Origin of the sequence: Bacillus sp. S14(2024) (assembly GCF_050473785.1) — a bacterium.
Classification (GTDB): Bacteria; Bacillota; Bacilli; order Bacillales; family Bacillaceae_G; genus Bacillus_A; species Bacillus_A yunxiaonensis.
The window spans coordinates 4,390,175-4,406,286 of record NZ_JBFLUP010000006.1 but is presented as its reverse complement, the minus strand read 5'-3'; the positions used below and the strand labels follow the sequence as shown (position 1 = coordinate 4,406,286).

General features: G+C 35.9%; 13 protein-coding genes. 9 read left to right on the top strand and 4 right to left on the bottom strand.

Features of this window, described 5'->3' with window-relative positions; translation table 11 throughout:
- The first annotated feature begins 370 nt into the window (after positions 1–370).
- Complete coding sequence (locus AB1279_RS22255) at positions 371–1,915, top strand: DHA2 family efflux MFS transporter permease subunit (protein ID WP_429761013.1); 1,545 nt, start codon at positions 371–373, stop codon at positions 1,913–1,915.
- Here AB1279_RS22255 and AB1279_RS22250 read toward each other — a convergent pair.
- Positions 1,912–2,013 (bottom strand): DUF4368 domain-containing protein, encoded by a 102-nt coding sequence (locus tag AB1279_RS22250; protein ID WP_429761539.1) that lies wholly within the window; start codon positions 2,011–2,013, stop codon positions 1,912–1,914. The genes AB1279_RS22255 and AB1279_RS22250 overlap by 4 nt on opposite strands.
- Before the next feature lie 121 nt (positions 2,014–2,134).
- Positions 2,135–3,169, bottom strand: coding sequence for an AI-2E family transporter (locus tag AB1279_RS22245; RefSeq protein WP_429761012.1), 1,035 nt, complete (start codon positions 3,167–3,169; stop codon positions 2,135–2,137).
- A gap of 560 nt (positions 3,170–3,729) precedes the next feature.
- Between AB1279_RS22245 and AB1279_RS22240 the strand changes: the two genes are divergently transcribed.
- Together AB1279_RS22240 and AB1279_RS22235 are read left to right on the top strand one after the other, a co-directional pair.
- A complete protein-coding gene (locus AB1279_RS22240) occupies positions 3,730–4,281 on the top strand; it encodes an HD domain-containing protein (RefSeq protein WP_429757433.1) in 552 nt (183 codons plus the stop codon).
- Between the two features lie 144 nt (positions 4,282–4,425).
- Positions 4,426–4,752 (top strand): hypothetical protein, encoded by a 327-nt coding sequence (locus AB1279_RS22235; RefSeq protein WP_429761011.1) that lies wholly within the window; start codon positions 4,426–4,428, stop codon positions 4,750–4,752.
- 257 nt (positions 4,753–5,009) lie between these two features.
- Here the strand turns inward: AB1279_RS22235 and AB1279_RS22230 are convergent, their stop codons facing one another.
- Together AB1279_RS22230 and AB1279_RS22225 are read right to left on the bottom strand one after the other, a co-directional pair.
- Positions 5,010–5,705: a GNAT family N-acetyltransferase gene (locus AB1279_RS22230; protein ID WP_429757435.1), complete on the bottom strand. Its 696-nt coding sequence runs from the start codon at positions 5,703–5,705 to the stop codon at positions 5,010–5,012.
- Between the two features lie 13 nt (positions 5,706–5,718).
- Positions 5,719–6,828: a mandelate racemase/muconate lactonizing enzyme family protein gene (locus tag AB1279_RS22225; RefSeq protein ID WP_429757436.1), complete on the bottom strand. Its 1,110-nt coding sequence runs from the start codon at positions 6,826–6,828 to the stop codon at positions 5,719–5,721.
- A 91-nt stretch (positions 6,829–6,919) separates the two neighbouring features.
- Here AB1279_RS22225 and AB1279_RS22220 point away from each other — a divergent pair, with 91 nt between their 5' ends.
- From AB1279_RS22220 to AB1279_RS22195, 6 genes are all read left to right on the top strand, one after another.
- Positions 6,920–8,206 carry a transcriptional regulator gene (locus AB1279_RS22220; RefSeq protein ID WP_429761010.1) on the top strand — a complete coding sequence of 429 codons (1,287 nt, stop codon included), beginning with the start codon at positions 6,920–6,922 and terminating at the stop codon, positions 8,204–8,206.
- A gap of 271 nt (positions 8,207–8,477) precedes the next feature.
- Positions 8,478–9,584: a M20 peptidase aminoacylase family protein gene (locus AB1279_RS22215; RefSeq protein ID WP_429757437.1), complete on the top strand. Its 1,107-nt coding sequence runs from the start codon at positions 8,478–8,480 to the stop codon at positions 9,582–9,584.
- 164 nt (positions 9,585–9,748) lie between these two features.
- A complete protein-coding gene (locus tag AB1279_RS22210; RefSeq protein WP_429761009.1) occupies positions 9,749–10,357 on the top strand; it encodes a methyltransferase in 609 nt (202 codons plus the stop codon).
- Positions 10,358–10,513: 156 nt separating this feature from the next.
- On the top strand, positions 10,514–12,295 hold the full coding sequence (locus AB1279_RS22205; protein ID WP_429761007.1) for a L,D-transpeptidase family protein: 1,782 nt from the start codon (positions 10,514–10,516) through the stop codon (positions 12,293–12,295).
- Between the two features lie 290 nt (positions 12,296–12,585).
- Positions 12,586–14,808 carry a sulfatase-like hydrolase/transferase gene (locus AB1279_RS22200; protein ID WP_429761006.1) on the top strand — a complete coding sequence of 741 codons (2,223 nt, stop codon included), beginning with the start codon at positions 12,586–12,588 and terminating at the stop codon, positions 14,806–14,808.
- 37 nt (positions 14,809–14,845) lie between these two features.
- Positions 14,846–16,090 (top strand): anaerobic sulfatase maturase, encoded by a 1,245-nt coding sequence (locus tag AB1279_RS22195; protein WP_429761005.1) that lies wholly within the window; start codon positions 14,846–14,848, stop codon positions 16,088–16,090.
- Positions 16,091–16,112 lie beyond the last annotated feature (22 nt).

Sequence of the window (16,112 nt, the reverse complement as noted above, 5' to 3'; positions counted from 1 at the left end):
GTTTTAGTTTATAATTGCTTCTTCTCTTATAATTGAATTCACAAACATCCTATTGTATTGCCGCATACACTCTGGACATGTCGAGTGCGTAGCAACACTAATATTTCAATAAGAAGAAGCCCACTTCCTTCTCGGAAGTGTGCTTCTCTTTGTATCTACAGAAATATAGACTCAATCCATTTAAAGTAACTTTAGCAATAATTAATCCACATAAAGTAAATTTCAAAGCGTAATTATAGTAAGTACCTGTATGTCATTACAAACGAAGTCGTTTTTTGTCAAAAAATCACTTCTGAATTTTATTGTTATTTAATGGAAAAATGTTATTCTATTTGAGTGGATACGATTGAAAAAACGGGGAGAGAGCGCGATGGAAAAGAATAAAAGGATGCCTTTTGTGATCGTAGCTATGGCGTTAGGACTGTTTATGTCATCTTTGGATAACACCATTGTTTCTGCGAGTATTAGTCAAGTCATTAAGGATATTGGTGGATTTGATAAAATGAGCTGGGTTTTTACAGCTTATATGCTTGCGGCAACGAGTACGATGCTTGTGTTTGGGAAAATGAGCGATTTATTTGGAAGAAAACTGTTTTATTTACTTGGGATCAGTTTATTTCTAATTGGCTCGGCATTATGTGGAACTGCTCAAAATATAGATCAGTTGATTGCGTATCGTGTTATTCAAGGGATAGGTTCAGGGGCTATTTTTCCGATTTCATTCACAATCATTTATTCAATTTCTACAGATCCTAAGCAAGCAGCAAAAATGTCTGGTGTGTTTGCCGGGATATTTGGTATATCCTCAGTTCTTGGACCACAAATCGGTACTTGGATTTCTGAAGCCTCTTGGTTGGGGTGGAGATGGTGCTTTTATGTAAATGTACCTTTTGGCATTTTATCGATTGTTACTTTATTGTTTTCTTTAAAAGAATCTAAATCAGAACATAAACCAAAGGTTGATTATTTTGGAACAGTTTTATTAATTACTTCAACTGTTTTACTTCTTCTCGGTTTAGAATGGGGCGGGAAGGATTATGCTTGGGATTCCGCTCAAATTATTGGAATGTTCAGTGCAGCTGCAATATCAATTGTGTTGTTCATATTAGTGGAAAGAAAGGCTAGTGAGCCGATTTTACCTCTTTCCATATTTAAAAATAAAATGGTGCTTGGCACAAGTATTGTTGTATTTTGTCAGGGAGCAATTATGTTTTCTGCGATTACGTATCTTCCCATTCTTTCAGTAGCTATTATTGGGAATGAAAATTCAAATGGTGTATTAACACCGATGATGTTTCCAATTATGATTGGAGCGATTTTAGGAGGTTTCCTTTGTACGAAAGTTCCTTTCCGTACTATCATGATCATTTCGATGGCAGTTGGAATATTTGAAGCTTATATGCTTAGTAACATTACACATGATACCGCAAAATTGACAGTGACTCTTGTGATGATCACAATGGGATTAATTGTTCTAGGACCACTTATGAGTGTCGCACAAAATGCTGTCGCTCAATCCGTTGATATGAAATATATGGGGATTGCTTCATCAGTTGTTGGATTCTGGAGGAGTATTGGTGGTGTGATGGGGGCTGCAATTACAGCAACCATTGTGAACAATGATTTAAAAGAAAAGATGATAGATTTTGCGGCATCTTCTAAAATGCCGGCTAATCAAATTGATAAATTAGCAAAACCAGAAATCTTGATGCAAAATCATACACAGCTTCCTCCTCAGCTAGTAGAATTCATGAGAGGGGCATTAGAAGCAGCATTGCACCATGGCTTTATATTGGCAATGATAGCTGGTATCATCGGATTGCTTGTTTCCTTATTTGTAGGTGGAGATCGTTATAAGGTTGAGCCAAAAGACAATAAGGAAAAATCTGAAACAGAGGGATTTGTTAGAGCTTAATAAGTAATGAGAAAGGTTTCGATTTTGTCTATGAATCGATGAAGCATCTTAGGAGTTAATTCGTTAAAATTCATGAAAACACTAAGTTGTTTTTTTATTTTACTGAGTGCTATCCTCTTTTCTTAGGCTGAATTTTGAGGTGGGGTATTACTCCCCACGAATAGCGGGATAAAAAGCAATCCAATATACTTGGATTGCTTTTTACGTGCCTTCGAGGTATCATTCCACATCTACATACGATTTCTCCTCATTCATCACGTCAAGTACATCAAGCAAGAAGATAAAAATTGGAATCCCAATTATTAACCCCCACACACCAAAAAAATGCTCTGAAAATATAAGGGTCATAGACGTATAGAAAATTGGTAAATTCGTTTTTGTAGACATAAATTTTGGATTTAAAAAATAGCTTTCAAACGCATGAATGACTGTAATGAGAATTAAAATGTATGCTACATATGTAATCCCACCAATATTATAGGCAATAATACAAAGTGGAAATAGCGAAATGATTACACCTGCAACTGGGATGAGCCCAAGTAAAAAAATCATTACTGCTAATACAAGAAGCTGTGGAAATCCTAAAAGCCAAAGTGCAATAACTGAAAGGATACAATTTATAACAGCGATTAAAAACTGTGCCTCAATAACTTTTCCAAATGAACGTACAAATTTCTGTCCAAAATATGCAATCTCATTGTAAAAAAAGCTAAGCTTACTATCTTTAAATTTAGAAGTAAAAGCTATAATACGCTCTTTTTCTAACAAGAAGAACAAACTTAAAATAAAGGAAAGAAACATTTGCGAACTTACTTTTCCGATATTAGCTAAAGACTGATAAATAACATCGACACTTTGTTCAATATACTTTGATACTTCCATCTCTTTAATGGTAGAAATCAAATATTTTATAATTTCATTATCAGGTGGCCGCTTAAAAAACACTTGAAACTGATGAATTAACTGTGAAATTTGAACGGTAATGACCGGCAAATATTTATATAACGTGGTAACAATCAACATAACTAAAACAATGTATAAAAAAGCGATAATCACTTTCCTATTTATCCGTACAAAACGATTAAGCTTTTCAGAAATAAACCTTTGAAAATGATCCATTAAAAACGTAAGGATAAAGGTAATCAATATTAAATGAATCATACCTTTTAACCCATATAATATAAGGGCTAAAATTATTAACACAAGCAACCTTTGAAATCCTTTACTTTGAAAGAAATTTTTCATTTGCATCATTAGGACTCGATCTCCCCCTTCAGTGGATAGAAATTCAATATATTCATGAAAACGTTGATTATTTATCTATTACTTTCTACCTGTTTTCCGTGTTTTTATTTGTATACAAAAAAACACATGTAATTATCATATGCATATGTAGATTAAAAAGAGAAGAATCAATTTTCAGCAGTTATATAATTAATCTACAAAAAAGGAGAAGTGTAGATGAAAAATAATGAGGGTAGCTGGATTTACGTGTTAGACGTACACGTTTTATGATACTAAATAACATTGTATAAACTCATATATTCTTTTCTCTTCATCTGAAAATTCATCAGATTCCGGTGATTCATTATCCGAATCTAAATTTTCAGGGATACAGTCTTTTGAATTGAAAATTTCCATGAATGTATCTTTTGAATCAGCTTGTTCAATTTAAAGAAACATTAACTGTAAAAGAAGGATCTTGTAAAATCGAATGGTTTTAGTAGTTGGAGGAGTAAACACCGCTCGGAAGATTTTATTCTGAGCGGTGTTTATGTTATGAATATATAATGAAGGCAAAGGAGATGAGGTACATGAGCAGATTAATTGAGAAAGCGACGCAGTTTGCTGCTATTAAGCATGAAGGTCAAATGCGCAAGGGTACTAACATTCCGTACATTATACATCCATTTGGAGTAGCACTCATTTTACAGAAAGCAAAGCAGCGTGATGAAGTGATTGCCGCAGGATTATTGCATGATACTTTAGAAGACACGAATACAACCGAGGCTGAGTTGTGTGAGCATTTTGGCGAAGAAGTGCTGAGATTGGTTCAGGCGGCTTCAGAACCAGATAAATCGTTGTCATGGGAAGAAAGAAAAAAACATACCATTCTATCTCTTCCACACCGTTCGAATGAAGAGATTACTTTGATTGTCGCAGATAAATTACATAACTTACGATCCATTCAAGAGGACATAGAAAGAGAAGGCGATCAAGTATGGTCGCGTTTTAATCGTGGAAAGCGTGACCAATCATGGTATTACATGAGTATTGTGCATGCTTTGAAAGAAAAAAAGCGGGAAATTCCAATTATTCGGGTGTTCGAAAAAGAAACACAAAATTTATTTAAAGGAGGCAACTAATCCCTAAGGGATAGTTGCCTTTTTTATTTGAAGTGGAATCATTTGTGCATAAAATTTTGAAAGATAAAGCTGGAAAATGATAGACGTGTGTTTAAGCATATATGACAATAAGGATATACAAAATGAAATGGGGGGAATTATTGGATGAAAGAATTAAATGTAGTTTTTAATGAAAATAATTATAAATTAACAAAAGAAACAAGTAAGGCTGTAGAATATGAAAATATTCAGAGTAAAGAAGTGATTTATTTATTACATAATATAGAAATTAGTATTGTTTTAAATCCTAATACCGTAGAAAACAACAGTAGCTTAATAAGCAAAAGTATTGGTAAATATCATAGTACAGCGTTAAGGCAATTTCCTAAAAGAAAAAACAAAGGGGAAACTCCGATACATTATGGATATTCTTTTAAATTTCAATCGGATAGTGAATTAGGTTCTTTTTTGTCTAGTTTAAATAATTATTAATACAATCTAAAAAATTATTTTCTACTCTCTTGTTATCGCATATATTCTAGACATGCGAGGTGCCGGCCTAGTTTGAAAGGAATGACAAATAGAGCCCTGATTTATGTTGGAGTTTTTAGGGATAAGTAGTAATTTGGTGTTAAGCATTAAGAGGTATTTTTATTTAGGGAAAGATGAGATTCAAGTATTAGTAAGATCTCATCTTTCTTTTATTCAAAATAAATAAAGTTCGAATATTAGATTATGAAAATACTATCTTATTTTCCAAAACTAACTAAATACTCCCCGTCACAGAACTCCATCTCATACCCACGATACCCTTCCGCCAGCAACTTTTTCTGCCCAGCAATATCACTCATTAGAAGTTCTTCTACGTTCACCCATTCTCTTTGTCTCTCACTCTTCAGCTCTTTCACAAACACATACCGCAACCGATCACTATATTTTTCTTTCAGCGCAGCAACTTCCATCCCTTGGGCGAACTTGTCTTTTAAACTAGGGATATTAAATGGCGCAACTGTACAACAAACGTAATCGTATTTGCTATCGGTTTGTTGTAATTGATCCATAATGACCTTCGCTAATATTTTCTGCATTCCATTTCCGCGGTAGGTTGGATGAACGTTTGAGACTTCTTGATAGATGACCCGTTCTAATTCCTCACCTTGTAAGCCAATATCCAATCCTAAATGTTCTTCATCGATGGGGGGAACTAAGAGCGCACGAAATGCAATGAGTTGTTCGTCTATGAATGCACCGATCATGAAGCCATTTCCTGTTAATATATTTTGAAATTCTTCTAATGTAAGAGGCTGTAAGCTTTCTTTGTTTTCTAGTGCTTCAATTACATCGTCTTGTACCGATAAAATTTGCTCGATGTGATGCAAAGATAATGGTGCGACTTTGAATGGTTGCTCGTTTTGTTTTAACGTTCCTTCGTAAAGAATGTTCATGCTTTTGCCTCCTTTAGCGAACAATATGTTGAAAAGCAGTTAACTCATTGAGTATATCTTCATTGACATCAATGCCGAGTCCTGGCTTTTCTGTTAGGCGAATAAAAGGTACATCATAGGAAAGGTTCCCGATATCTTTCGTGAATTTCAATGGCCCTGTTAGTTCAACACTAGTAATAATTTTTTTAGAAAAAGCGACATGGAATCCTGCGGAAGAGGCAACGGATGATTCGACCATTGAACCAATTTGACATTCGATGCCAGCCATTTCTGCTTGATGAGCTAGTTTGACAGCTGGATAGATTCCGCCGCATTTCATTAATTTAATGTTTACTTTATCAGCTGCTTGTTTTTGAATAATTTGGCGCATTTCACGCGGTCCTTTTAATCCTTCGTCAATCATAAGAGAAAGGTCTGTTTTTGAGCGAATGTAAGCCATTGCGTCGATATCGTCGGCTATAACAGGCTGTTCAATCCAATCAATGTCTAGATGCTTAAGTGAACGTAATGCAGTTAGCGTCGTCGCACTGTTTTTCCAGCCTTGGTTCACATCAACGCGAATTGCGACATCATTTCCGACTCGTTCACGTACAGCTTCAATTCTCTCAACATCTTTTTTGACATCTGTTCCGACTTTCATTTTAAAGGATTGGTACCCTTTATGTAGCATGGAAGCAGCTTCTTCCGCCATGTTTTCTGGGGAATCGATGCTTAAAACATGGGTAATTGGGAATTCTTCATGATAGCGTCCGCCGATCAATTGATACACAGGCTGTCCAAGTTTTTTCCCCGCTACATCAAAGCAAGCAATATCAATTGCAGCTTTGGCAGTAGGCACCCCGTAAATAGTTTGATTCATGATTTCATGTATTTTCTCGATATTCATTGGATTTTTACCTATCAGCGCAGGAGCTACTGTATGTTTTAAAATATGAAAAGTGCTTTCCCATGTTTCACATGTAACATGTTCGTCAGCTACGCCTTCCCCGAAACCGACGATGCCTTCATCAGTTTCGAGTTTTACAATAATGGAAGGCATATCAGGATAAATGCCATAGCTTACGATAAATGGACTCTGAAGCGGTAAACGAATTGCATAAAGATGAATTGCTGTGATTTTCATTGAAAAGACCCCTTTCTGTTTACAATGCTCTTGTGCATTTGATATAGTTGTCGTTAAATAGTCGTTAAATAGCTATAAGGAGTTTGAACAAATGATGATAAAGATTGCGGTTATTGGTACACAAGAGTCTATTCAGCGCCTTGTGTCTGTTGCCCACCAAGTCGAAGATATAGAGATTGAACCTTATGTTTATTCTCATCCGAAGGAATCTTCAGAAGTTATTCGGCATGTAAAGCCGTGTGATGTGATCTTTTTCTCCGGTGTTATACCTTATTATATTTCAAAAGAAATGCGAGAACAATTACGAATTCCAAGTATTTATTTGCAGCAAAACGAAATGGCACTTGCGTCTTCTTTGCTTTTCATTTTACATCATAAAAACATTCAACCGGAGCGAATTTCAATTGATTTAGTGAATTCTTCCTTCGTTACAAATGTTTTCAATGATATCGGGATTACAGGGGTTCCTCACGTTATGGATTATCAAGATATGTTACCGAATATGTTTGAAATAAAAGAGATTGTGGATTTTCATTACTCTCGGTACCAGTTAGGATTGGTTGATTTAGCACTAACGAGTGTTCATGCTGTCTATGACAAACTTATTGAACTTGGTGTGCCCACGCAGCGAATGCTTGATCCGACAAAAGCTCTTATACAAGGATTAAAAGATGCAAAAGCAAAAGCACAGTTAGCAAAGAGTCACTCAGCGACTGTTGCAGCTTGTGTGGTAGCATTCCCGGCATCAAACCATATTTCAATGGAGCATCTTGATACATTTGCTCGTGAAATTCACGGTTCATTTCGCCAAGTAGATGAAACTTCATACATTTTGTATACGACGCGTGGTGATATTGAGGAACTTATAAAAACAAGTTCTCTTCAAAACTTTTTGGGCAATTCAAAAGATCCTATAGCACTTGGCTTTGGCTACGGAAGAACAGTAAAAGAAGCGGAACAAAACGCTAAGATTGCTCAAAGTTTCGCAACAAGCAATCAAATGGAAAGCTGTTGTTATATATTAACGGATGAAAAAGAACTGTTCGGTCCTTTTCCAAAAGAAAAGAAAGTGCAGAGTCTTAAAAATGATGACCAAGAACTACTAAAGATAGCGAAGGCAACAAAATTAAGCCCAGCAAATTTATCGAAAATCATTCAATTTAGTCAATCACGTTCATCACTTCAATTTACGGCAGCTGACCTTTCGGAGTATTTACAAGTAACAAGACGTACGACAGAACGTATTTTAAAGAAGTTGGTTGATCAAGGATATGCAAATATTTGTGGTGAGGAGATGCCTTATCAGCAAGGGCGTCCCCGCGCCCTTTATGAGCTAAAGCTTCCCATTTATTCTTTTCATGCTATGTCTCTAATGTAGTTTCTTATTGCCATTCTTTCTGTCTTGGAAAGTTTAGTGATACTGAAAGGGTTTAAAGCATAAAGAATGAAGAGGGTGGATACAGTGAAATTCAGTCCGGCATATGGCGAAAAGGGAAAGTTCATTCATCATACTGAGAGAAGGATTACTTGACATTTAAACGAATATTCAATATGTTTTTGAAAAACAAAAGACTGTTTAGTGTGGAGTGAATGTCATTTCAAAACAGCCTTAAGAGAATTGTTTTGCGTATAGAAGGGAGAGCATCAAGTTGAAGAGAGAAGATTTGCAGAATCGTTTAAATAAAATTTTTCAATATTTACATGAGCATCCTGAAGTGAGTTGGCATGAACATAATACGACTACCTATATTACAAAATTTTTAGAGGCAGAAGGAATTTCTTATAAAACATTTGATGATTGTCCTGGAGTAATTGCAGAAATGGGAAGTGGGAAACCAGTTGTCGCTATTCGAGCTGATATGGATGCATTATGGCAAGAGGTAGATGGGGAGTTCAAAGCAAATCATTCATGTGGTCATGATGGTCATATGACAATTGTGATGGGGCTTATTTTACAGTTGAAAAATGAGGAGTGGCAAACGGGAACGGTCCGCTTTATTTTTCAGCCCGCAGAAGAAAAAGGAGGCGGAGCTCTGAAGATGGTTGAGAAAGGTGTTGTGGATGATGTTGATTTCCTATTTGGTGTTCACTTACGACCAATAGAGGAATTATCATTGAAGCAAGCGGCACCATCCATTCGCCATGGAGCGGCTGATTTTTTAGAAGCTCATATATATGGAACTGACGCTCATGGTGCGCGGCCGCATCAAGGTGTAAACGCAATCGATGTGATTTCAATGATTAATATTGGATTGAAAAATATATGGCTGTCACCACAACATTCATACTCCGTTAAAATGACGAGATGCCAAGCGGGTGGTGAAAGTTTAAACATCATTCCAGGGAACGGGCATTTCGCTTTAGATGTAAGAGCAGAAAGCAATCCATTGTTAGAAGAGTTAAAGGAAAAGATAGAAAAAGTTATTCAAGCAGCTGAAGCGATGGGTGTGAAGATTTCTTATGAATGGGTTGATTTCGCACCTGGAGCACAAGTATCAGCTGAGGCGGAGCAGTTCCTTCGTAAGGGAATTCTCCAAATATATGGCGAAGAAGGCTGCACTGCACCGCTTCCTACAGCAGGAAGTGATGATTTTCATTATTATACGGTCAAAAAGCCGCACTTAAAAGCTGCCATGCTAGGATTAGGTGCGAATCTAAAGCCAGGGTTACATCATCCTCACATGACGTTTGATCACGCTTGTATAGTAGATGGCGTGCAAATATTGAAGCAAACGGTATTGGAAGTTCTGAAATAAGATTATTTCTATTTGGAATTTGAGGTTTTTAGTCCTTAAATTTAGATATGAAAGCTATCCTGAAAAGGTCAAAAATGGTTGTCCTTTTAGGGTAGCTTTTTCATATGGTACAGGTGTGAATCCTTTATAATAGAATGTATAGTTTCTTAATTAGGAGTGAATCCATGAACGAACAGTATTATGATGCAGTACTAAACATAAAAACAGTAGGAGAGCAAAAGGGGTTCTACGAGTCTCTGCATTATCATCGTTATGAACCGACGCCATATCTTGCATTAGAACAGTTGTTTAATACGTATGAACTGAAAAGTAGTGATCGAGTTGTTGATTTTGGATGCGGAAAAGGACGATTAAATTTCTATATCCATCATTTTTATCATGCATCTGTAGTAGGAATAGAAATGAACGAGACCTTCTATCAAGAAGCAATGGAAAATCGAGATCGTTATTTGAATAATTCTAAAAAAAGTAAAGATAAAATTCATTTTCAGTGTTGCTTGGCACAAGAGTACGAGATTGATCCACTGGATAATAAATTTTACTTTTTTAATCCATTTTCGGTGCAAGTGTTTATGAATGTGATAAACAATGTATTGCTTTCGGTAGAAAAAGTAGAAAGGGAAGTAGAGCTAGTTTTATATTATCCATCGGAAGATTATATTTATTTTTTAGATAATCAAACTTCTTTTGAATTGAAAGAGGAGGTTATATTGCCAGGATTGTATGAACGAAATTCGAATGAGAGGTTTTTGATATATCGATTAGCGTATTAGAAATCTATGCTAGATTGATAAAGAACAAGGGCCTTTCCACGTTAATGGGGGATAAAAAATGCTAAAATATCACCCGTTTTCATCAAAATTTGACAGAATTTTCTCACATAATATGATATTGTTATTTTTAAAATATATATATATTCGGGGGAAAATATGAAAAAATTTACGATTATGCTTGTTTTATTGTTTAGTATGTTTTTTTATACCGATCAGACAAAAGCAGATAGTGGTTCCCAGTTACTTATCATTAACAAAAAAATAAATCAACTGGCCTATTATAATGGAGGTACTTTAGTTAAAACATTTAGAGTAGCTACAGGAAGAGATGACTCTTTAACGCCAGAAGGGAATTTTAAAATTGTAACTAAGATTGTAAACCGGCCATATTATACAGGCAATATCCCTGGTGGTGATCCTCGTAATCCTCTAGGTAACCGTTGGATGGGATTAGATGCTAGAGGTACATATGGTACAACTTATGCTATACACGGAAATAATAACGAAAATTCAATTGGATCTTATGTAAGTTCAGGGTGTATACGAATGCACAACGATGAAATTCGTTGGCTTTTTGATCAAGTACAGCTGTACACACCAGTAATCATAACAAATACAAATGATACATTCGATACGATTGCTGCTTCCAATGGCTATTATGTTGTTTCCGGTTGGAAACAAACAAATGGTAAATGGTATTTCTATGATGGCAACGGAGTGATGAAAACTGGTTGGTTATTAGATGGAGGAAGATGGTATTACCTAGATGGTAATGGAGCGATGAAAACCGGCTGGACATTAGACGGAGGGAAATGGTATTACCTAGATGGATCTGGTGTCATGAAAACCGGCTGGTTATCAGACGGAGGGAAATGGTATTACCTAGATGGGTCTGGCGTCATGAAAACCGGTTGGATATCAGACGGAGGAAAATGGTATTACCTAGATGGATCTGGTGTCATGAAAACTGGCTGGTTACTAGACGGAGGGAAATGGTACTATCTTGATAAATCTGGTGTCATGAAAACTGGTTGGTTATTAGACGGAGGGAAATGGTACTATCTTGATAAATCTGGTGTTATGAAAACTGGTTGGTTATTAGACGGAGGAAAATGGTATTACCTAGATGGATCTGGTGTCATGAAAACCGGTTGGATATCAGACGGAGGAAAATGGTATTATCTAGATGGATCTGGTGTCATGAAAACTGGTTGGGTAAAAGTCGATGATGACTGGTATTATTTCTATGATAATGGATCAAGGGCCGCAAGTACTATAATCGATGGATATAAATTAGATAAGGATGGCGTCTTGGTTAAAGTTGAATATCTTGCTTTAGGAGATTCTTTAGCAGCTGGGCAAACTCCATATGGAAAAATGGATGCAGGTTATCCTAATTTTATTAAAGAACGCTTTCAAAAATCTTATCATGTAGTTGATTTTAATAATTTTGGTACGGCGGGATATACATCTGTTCAATTGAAAAACGATGTTTTATACAATGAAAAAGTTCAAAAAGAAATAAAAGAAGCAAGTCATATTACGATCGATATTGGTTTGAATGATCTGGCTCCTGTAATTCAAACAAATTCAAATCAAGCCCAAGAAGCAATTCAAAATGTAAGTGCGAATTTAGAAACGATTTTGAGTACTATAGATAATCTTAATAATCACGTTCATGTTTATGTAATGGGATACTATAATCCTTTCCCATATCAATCACAAGAACAACAAGCGACGCTATTACCATTATTACATGATTTAAATACTCAAATGGAATTACAGGCTAATTCACATGGTGATACATTCGTACCTACTGAGAAGGCAATTGAAGCGAATTATGCAGAGTATATTCCAAATCAATCTGATGCTCATTTAAGTTTAGCGGGATATAATGTGGTAGCGGGTGAGTTTTGGAAAGCAGTATCTAAGAATTAAGCAGGAAATAGTAGCTTTTAAGTACATTTGTTAGAGATGTTAATTTAAAAATCAAAGGTTTTATTTCATAATAAGAAGCGCAAGTTAAATTGCCCTACACAATTCCCTTTTTGGCAAAGTGTAGGGCAATTTTATTTTTAGAAGAACAGCAAGTACATGATATAACTAATCATTTTTTTAAGCTTCTTTTTTTACTAGAGCACTCATTATAAAATTATTCCCTTAATAAATTACTTAATATATATGATCCATTGTTTACAGACTTTGTCAGTGTGAAAGGAAAGATGGTGATGGGATTGAAGACAGGGCTTGGAAGTTCCGATAAAAAATCTGCGCTCAATGTAATATATATTGTTTTAGATGATGTGGGTTATTCCGCTTTAGGATGTTTTGGTTCAGAAATTGAAACACCTAATATTGATTCATTAGCTAAAAATGGTCTGCGTTACAATAATTTTAATGTAACTCCGTTATGTTCTCCTACTCGTGCTTGCCTTTTAACAGGCCGTAACTGCCATTCTGTGGGGGTGGGATTCATAACTGAACTAGATTTTGGACCCCAATACCCTAATAAACGAGGGAAAATTTCAGATAATGCTGCCACTTTAGCTGAAATCTTAAAGTTGAATGGGATGGCTACATATATGGTTGGAAAGTGGCATTTGGTTCCTGGCCATGAAGCGGCATCAAGCGGACCTTTTGAAAATTGGCCGCTCTCAAAAGGCTTTCAACGATATTATGGTTTTTTATTAGCTAAGACAGATCAGTATGCACCGGATTTAGTATACGATAATCATCGTGTGCAGAGGCCGGATATATCTAATTATCATTTATCAGAGGATTTAGTTGATAAAACCTTGGAATTTTTAACCGATCATATTTCTGTTACTCCGGACCGGCCGTTCTTTCTATACTTAGCCTTCGGGGCACAGCATGAGCCTCATCAAGTGCCAAGAGAATTTATAGAAAAATATAAGGGAGTTTATGATAAAGGATGGGATGAGATAAGGAAAGAGCGATTCAATAGGCAAAAGGAATTGGGAGTTATTCCGCCTTATACAGAACTCGTTGAACGCAATCCAGGGATTAAGCCGTGGAGTGAACTGACAACGAAAGAAAAAGAATTGTTTATCAAATTTCAACAGACGTATGCTGGGTTTCTAACACATACAGACCAGCAAATTGGCAGGCTGCTCTATTTCCTAAAATCAAAAAATAAGCTAGATGATACTATAATTGTTTTACTTTCTGATAACGGAGGCAGTCAGGAAGGAAATTGGAATGGTTCCATTAATGATTCGGCATATTTCAATGGGATTGAGGAAAGTGTGGATACTATGTTTGCTCATATAGATGAAATAGGAGGACCTTCCACAAGTTCTAATTATCCTAAAGGATGGGCACAAGTTTGTAATACACCTTTTAAATATTATAAACAAAATACTTTTTTTGGAGGGACGCATGTCCCGCTCATTATCCAATGCCCTCAAAATATTCCAGACCCTGGATCCATTCGTTCCCAGTTTTATCATGCTATTGATATTACTCCTACTATACTAGACCTTCTAAGCATTGAGGTTCCTCAAGTATATGAAGGTGTTCCGCAGATGCCGTTTCATGGTTTGAGCATGCTGGATACATTTACAGAACCGCATGCACCATCAAAGAGAAAAACACAGTATTTTGAAATGCTCGGGCACCGGGCTATTTGGCAAGATGGATGGGTTGCCGTTACCTATCATGAAACAGGTATACCTTATAAGGAAGATCATTGGGAATTATACAATGTAAATCAAGATTTTTCGCAAAAGTATAATCTAGCAAAAAAGTATCCGGTAAAATTGAAAGAGCTTCAAGAAATATGGTGGAAAGAAGCTAAGAAGTACGGTGTCTTACCCTTAAGTGATAATCCATATAGAAAAGGATATGAAGGCTTACAGGAGGGGAGGACAAAGTTCATTTTCTATCCTGGTATGGCTCATTTGCCAACAAGTGCTGCTCCTCAAATAACATTTTCTTCTTATTCCATTACAGTTCCAATCGTTCGTTCAACCCTTACAGCAGAAGGTGTATTGATTGCTCATGGTAATCATTCAAGTGGTTATACATTATATATAAAAGATAACTATTTATTTTATGAATATAACTATGTTGGAACTGTTTATAAAATGCAATCTTCTGTTGAGGTACCTGTTGGGTATTCAATTATACGATTTGAATTTAAAAAAGGGATGTTAAATCGAGGAACGGGCATTTTTTATATCAATGGTCAACAGGTTGGTACACTCTATATGCCTCGCACATTACCATTTCTTATTTCTACTGAGGGATTAGATATAGGGCGAGATCGATTAACAGCTGTGAGCACTAACTATCCAATGGCGGAATTTCCGTTTAGCGGGCAAATAGAGAGAGCGGTTATTGAATTTCAGGATGATCAAAAAGATAACCAGTTTTTGAACAAAAGAGATTCCATTTACATTAATTTAAACGGAACGATTATTTATTTGTAAGGTTGGTATTATCCCTCTAGAGAAAAGAGGTAATAAAATGGGGAAGCATAACAGTTTTCATATTCTGGTTAAGCCGACGGGCCCGATGTGTAATCTCGATTGTAAGTACTGCTATTACACTGAAAAGGAAGCTTATTTTCCTAAGGATCATTCTTTCCAAATGTCTGATGAAGTTTTAGAATCATATATTAAACAGTATATCGCTTCTCAGGACACGCAAGAAATTGTTTTTGCTTGGCAGGGAGGAGAACCAACATTAATAGGCTTAGATTTCTTTCGCAAGGCTGTATCTCTTCAAAAAAAATATGCAGATGGTAAACAAATTACAAATACAATTCAAACGAATGGAACATTGTTAAATGACCGTTGGTGTGAATTTTTTTCAGCTCATCATTTTTTAGTTGGTCTGAGTTTAGACGGACCTGAGCATATTCATGACATGTACCGGATTGACCACGGGGGGAAACCTACATTTGAATTCGTAATGAAGGCAATTGCTATGTTAAAGAAACATGACGTAGCATTTAACATACTGACTTGCGTTACGAGATATTCCGCTTATAAACCTCTAGAAATCTATCATTTTTTTAAGCAGCAAGACATTCAATATATACAGTTTATCCCGATTGTAGAAAGAGAAGTGAATGAAGAGGCTGCAAAGTTATCCTTGCGCCATGCAACTCCTCCTTCTTTATTCATGGAAGAAGCAGAGCAAAAGGTAACTCCTTGGACAGTAGAATCTGAAATGTATGGAGAGTTCCTGATTCAAATATTTAATGAGTGGGTTCAGCATGATGTAGGATCGGTTTATGTTATGAATTTTGAATGGGCATTAGCTGCCTGGATAGGAATCCCATCACCAATCTGTATTTTTAGGGAAGAGTGTGGCCGGGCGGTAGCTATGGAACATAATGGTGAGATGTTTTCTTGTGATCATTACGTTTATCCTGAATATCGATTGGGGAATATTACAGATGGTTTAACAAATATAATGAATGTGCCATCACTCCTTGCCTTTGGCGAAAAGAAGCGAGATACTCTACCAAAAGTGTGCAGAGATTGCGAGGTTCGATTCGCTTGTCATGGAGAATGTCCTAAAAATAGATTTTTAGTTTCAGATCAAAATGAACCAGCGTTAAATTATTTATGTGCATCCTATAAGAAGTATTTTAAACATATTCATCCGTACATGAAAATAATGAAGCAGCTGTTACAAGACGGATTGCCTGTTTCTTATATTAAAGAAATAATTATGGATCAAGGCGGTCTTTCAAAAATTTAAAAAAGGATATTTCTAATTTTTT

Excerpts from the sequence above, each read along its gene's own strand:
- AB1279_RS22255 (WP_429761013.1), top strand. The coding sequence starts at position 371 with ATGGAAAAGAATAAAAGGATGCCTTTTGTGATCGTAGCTATGGCGTTA.
- AB1279_RS22245 (WP_429761012.1), bottom strand. The coding sequence starts at position 3,169 with ATGATGCAAATGAAAAATTTCTTTCAAAGTAAAGGATTTCAAAGGTTG.
- AB1279_RS22240 (WP_429757433.1), top strand. The coding sequence starts at position 3,730 with ATGAGCAGATTAATTGAGAAAGCGACGCAGTTTGCTGCTATTAAGCAT.
- AB1279_RS22235 (WP_429761011.1), top strand. The coding sequence starts at position 4,426 with ATGAAAGAATTAAATGTAGTTTTTAATGAAAATAATTATAAATTAACA.
- AB1279_RS22230 (WP_429757435.1), bottom strand. The coding sequence starts at position 5,705 with ATGAACATTCTTTACGAAGGAACGTTAAAACAAAACGAGCAACCATTC.
- AB1279_RS22225 (WP_429757436.1), bottom strand. The coding sequence starts at position 6,828 with ATGAAAATCACAGCAATTCATCTTTATGCAATTCGTTTACCGCTTCAG.
- AB1279_RS22220 (WP_429761010.1), top strand. The coding sequence starts at position 6,920 with ATGATGATAAAGATTGCGGTTATTGGTACACAAGAGTCTATTCAGCGC.
- AB1279_RS22210 (WP_429761009.1), top strand. The coding sequence starts at position 9,749 with ATGAACGAACAGTATTATGATGCAGTACTAAACATAAAAACAGTAGGA.
- AB1279_RS22205 (WP_429761007.1), top strand. The coding sequence starts at position 10,514 with ATGAAAAAATTTACGATTATGCTTGTTTTATTGTTTAGTATGTTTTTT.
- AB1279_RS22200 (WP_429761006.1), top strand. The coding sequence starts at position 12,586 with ATGGGATTGAAGACAGGGCTTGGAAGTTCCGATAAAAAATCTGCGCTC.
- AB1279_RS22195 (WP_429761005.1), top strand. The coding sequence starts at position 14,846 with ATGGGGAAGCATAACAGTTTTCATATTCTGGTTAAGCCGACGGGCCCG.